At 53.4% G+C, this 4,339-nt stretch carries 3 protein-coding genes; all 3 read left to right on the forward strand.

Annotated elements, in window-relative coordinates:
* Positions 1–249: flavin reductase (locus SMC5_RS09055; RefSeq protein ID WP_207799184.1), on the forward strand; the 249-nt coding region annotated here is incomplete at its 5' end.
* A 360-nt stretch (positions 250–609) separates the two neighbouring features.
* A complete protein-coding gene (locus tag SMC5_RS09060) occupies positions 610–867 on the forward strand; it encodes a hypothetical protein (RefSeq protein WP_119086953.1) in 258 nt (85 codons plus the stop codon).
* A gap of 557 nt (positions 868–1,424) precedes the next feature.
* Entirely contained in the window at positions 1,425–4,064 is a 2,640-nt protein-coding gene (locus tag SMC5_RS09065) for a stalk domain-containing protein (RefSeq protein WP_119120448.1), read from the forward strand.
* Positions 4,065–4,339: the final 275 nt, after the last annotated feature.

Genomic DNA, 4,339 nt, shown 5'->3' on the forward strand with positions numbered 1-4,339 from the left:
ACCGCACTTCCGGCAAAAGATGTGAAGGCACCGCTGATCGGCGAATGCCTTGCCGCTCTGGAATGCAAGGTCGTAGACTATGTGAAAAAACACGGTCTTGTAATACTGGAAGCAACCCGCGTCTGGTACAACGAAGGAAAAACGGAGAAGAGAGTCTGCCATGCCATCGGAAACGGCAGTTTCTCTGTGGACGCCGAAATCATCGACTATCGCAGCTTGATGGAAGAGAAGGTGCCTGACGGGGTCTAGTACAAAGTTCCCCGCGGTGGGCGCGACAATTGGAGTCGTGTAATTTGACAATATGCCGTGTAATTGATGACGGCGGCATGGGTGGGTGAGTTGCAATATCCCATTTACAGTTGATTGGGCCAGTGTCTGTGGTGGTGACGATGCCATTGCTCACGGGCGTTCCGAGTGTTACATCCTTCCCTTTCTCTATTGTCTGGTTTGTCTCGTCGGCTATAATACGTTGACAATGATGCACTAGTACTGGAAAGCACGGCGCAGCTGCATCAATATCTTGCGCCGAAGGAGGGCCTGGGTGATGCACGTGACGAAAGGCACTCAGCACGTTCTATTTGACGTTTGAACAGCATGGGGGAGGCAGACATGATCTGGTGGCCGATACTCTTGATAGCAGCAGTCATTATCATCGCGGTGTTGCTTACATTGATTGCGAAACGCGATAGAGCCGGACGTACAGACGACCCTGAGAACGAGTACCTTTCCATCGACGACAAAGAAGACGTCATCAGGAAGAACTCCGTCTTCTCAGCGTCAAAAGATACGTATCTCAACCACGAACCATATGGAGGTATGGTTCCGCGCGATATTGGAGACGAGAAGTCGGACGCTGAACGCCTGTAGGGAACTCGCTCAGAGCACGCCGGTTCATATTGACCAGCAACTGGCAAGCGCCCCCGATCAGTAATCCCTACGGGGGTCTTGCTATCCGTGACCATTCCTTGCACTTGCCGTAGACTCTCTTTCAAATTCCATTTCTGATCGAAAACGTCCCTCAATTTGTCATTGACCTTACTGGATCCTCAGCATGCCGCCTGAAGATTAATGTCGTGTAATCCTGAGTGCCCTACGCAACCATGCGGGTTTGCGGACCCGCAATTACACGACTCTAATTGTGCAGATACTAGTGGCGGTGAAAGGTGGAGTCAGACATTGAAGCACTGGCATTTCACGCCCACACTGGATTGCATCAGAGTCCATGGTGATGACGACTTGTTCCTTCAAGTAGCGTCTGCGCGTCGCCCATCGTCCAAGTTAGTCAAAACATCGCCACGCGTTATACTTGTAGTAGACGATACGATCTCCGCTGCGACGCCGCAACGATACGGCGAGCTGATGGCGCTGGTGTCCAGGTTCCATTCCAACGCCCCTGTTGAAAGTACGTGTTGGAGGCGCATAACATGACAACAACCAAGGCACGAAATCACTCACCTGCTGCGACCATCATGGTTCTAGCTCTGTGTCTCTCGCTAAGTCTCTCGGGTGTTCTGGTTTACACTCCTGTCGTGAAAGCGGCAGATGCCAACGCCTGGAAACAGCTTCCGATGTATGATGGCGGCGTCTCCATTCTTGCCGTTGATCCCGTCCATTCTTCCACCCTGTACGCTGCCACAGCAGGTGGCTTGTTCCGTTCCAAAGACAGCGGCGCCACGTGGGCGGCAATAAACGGCAAGTTCTCCACCACGCCCAGCGCTCTGGGCAACACTTCTGATTTCAGCAATATGACTTGCTTTGCCATCAACCCGAAATCCCCCTCTACGATGTTTGCCGGCACCAATGAAGGCCTCTTCCGAACCGTTGACGGTGGCACCACTTGGACGGTGTGCGGCACCATTTCTGCTCAGACAACTCAACCGTCCGTCACTTCCGTTGTCATAGATCCCCTCACTCCAACCACCCTGTACGTTGTTACCGGCTATAATGGTGTCTTCCGCTCTGTCAACAACGGTGGATCATGGAAGGACATAAACTCTGAACTGACAAGAAACCAAATATGCTGGGAGATTGCTGTCGACTCAAAGACGCCAACCACGGTGTACACCGTAACCCAATCCTATATCTGCCGCTCCATCGATAGTGGTGCGACCTGGACAACACTGGGCAAAGGTTCTACTCTGGAAGGGGTTTCCTATTTTGCTATCGACCCACTGGCTTCGACAACCCTGTACGCAATTGGCTATGTGAATAGCTTCTCCAGGCGCGTCATCCTCAGAAGCGTCAACGGCGGCAGCACTTGGAAAGCATTGAGCATGCATATTGATAACGCGGCCCGCGTCGAGCTCGTCATTGGTTCGAAGACTTTTTCCACTCTGTATGTGAGGACCGACAATAGTGTCCTGTCGTCGACAGACAAGGGCGACACGTGGAAGACGATAAGTGCCGGTCTTGCCAGCAGAACGGTCAATTCTATTGCCAGTGATCCCAAGATCCCAACGACACTGTACGCCGGCACGAGTTCCGGACTCTTCCGTTCCACCAACGGCGGAGCCACCTGGACAAAGGTGAGTTTCCCGGTTGCCTTCACCGGCGGAAAGGTCGTAGGGGAGATGATCGTCGATCCGAAGACTTCCACCACCATGTATCAGAGTTGCATCAATGGCGTTCTCTACTCTCACGACGGTGGCATGACGTGGCACACGGCGAGCGCAACGTCAACCATTGGCTACGTCAACCATATCGCCTTCGACCCCAAGACTCCTTCTATTCTCTATGCCTCTGTCGCGAAGAAGATCTTCCGCTCTACAAACAGCGGGGCAACTTGGACAGCAGAAGCCACTCTACCGTGTACAAATGGGGTTAACTGCCTGATCGTCGACCACATTACTCCAACAACCTTGTACGCCGGAACCGATGCTGGCATCTTCCGCTCCACAGACAGCGGCGCTAACTGGACGGCGGCGAACACTGGCCTCACACGCATGATGGTCTCGTCTCTTACCATCGATCCTGTCATCCATACGACGCTATATCTCGGGGCCGACTACTTCTATCGCTCAACAGACAGCGGTGACCACTGGACTGCGATGGTCGTCAAGACGGGCCCGGATCAGATGGACAGCATTGTCGCACTGGCAATCAATCCAGCAAATCCTTCGATCATGTATGCAGCCTCCACCTATGGCGACTTTCAACAGATATTGTGCCGAATCCTGCGTTCCACCGACGGCGGTAGCACGTGGGCCATAGCGCTTGACTCCGACTCTCCACTTCTTGGCATGGACCTTTGGGAAATTGTTCTCGACCCTGCAACACCCACGACCATCTATGCCGCTGGGGATACTGGTGTCATTCGCTCAACCGATGGCGGGAACCACTGGACAGATACGGGTCTGCATCAATGGGTCACTTCCCTTGTCGTCAACCCGGGGGCTGCCACCTTGTATGCCTGCACCTCGCACGGAGTGTTCAGCTACAACATGTCCTCATCCCATACCTTGACGGCCGTGACATCCCCTTCTGCGGGAGGCTCGGTCGTCAGGTCCCCCGATGCGGTTTCCTACGCTGTGGGCACAACAATTGCTCTTACTGCAACTCCTGCCACCGGTTACTCCTTCACCGGATGGTCAGGCGACCTGTCTGGCACGAAGAATCCCGAAACCATCACGATGGACACGGACAAGACAGTCACAGCCTCCTTCGTCATGAACGCGGGAAGCCTAATGAAACTGACGATCGGCAGTAAGATGATCCTGGTAGACGGGAAGCAAGTCCCAATCGACGCAGCCCCCGACATCTTCAGCTCACGCACCTTCATCCCCATACGGATAATTACTGAAGTCTTTGGAGGAAGCATCGCCTGGGATGCGGCGGAGCAGAAGGTCACTATTGTGAGGAACGGTACGACGCTGAACCTGTGGATCGGAAAGAACGCTGCAGAGATAGACGGAAAGTCGGTCAGCATCGACACCAATCCCGCTGTTGTACCGGTCATCTCGTACGGAAGGACTCTCCTGCCTCTCCGGTTCGTCTCGGAGTCGCTTGGGCTGGACATTCAATGGGATGGGACCGCACACACGATCACGATAACAGCGAAGTCGTAAGAGATAAAATGATTACGCGCCCCCGGTCAATATCAATGACCGGGGTTGCGCCTGCGTGATACAATTCCCAATTCGTCGATATACTCCGTTATAGATACTACTCTTCAGGCAATAGGAGAAGACCACATGAGAACAGTGTCAAAACGAGCGCTTCTATCGGCGCTGTGCGTTGTAGTCATAGCCGCAGTTGTTTTGGTAGTGATCGTCACATTCGACAAGACTCAATATCGGAACGCTCAGTATGGTTTCTATGTTTCGCTGCCATCGACATGGAA

This window comes from Candidatus Cryosericum odellii, from assembly GCF_003570935.1.
GTDB lineage: Bacteria > Caldisericota > Caldisericia > Cryosericales > Cryosericaceae > Cryosericum > Cryosericum odellii.

Excerpts from the sequence above, each read along its gene's own strand:
- SMC5_RS09060 (WP_119086953.1), top strand. The coding sequence starts at position 610 with ATGATCTGGTGGCCGATACTCTTGATAGCAGCAGTCATTATCATCGCG.
- SMC5_RS09065 (WP_119120448.1), top strand. The coding sequence starts at position 1,425 with ATGACAACAACCAAGGCACGAAATCACTCACCTGCTGCGACCATCATG.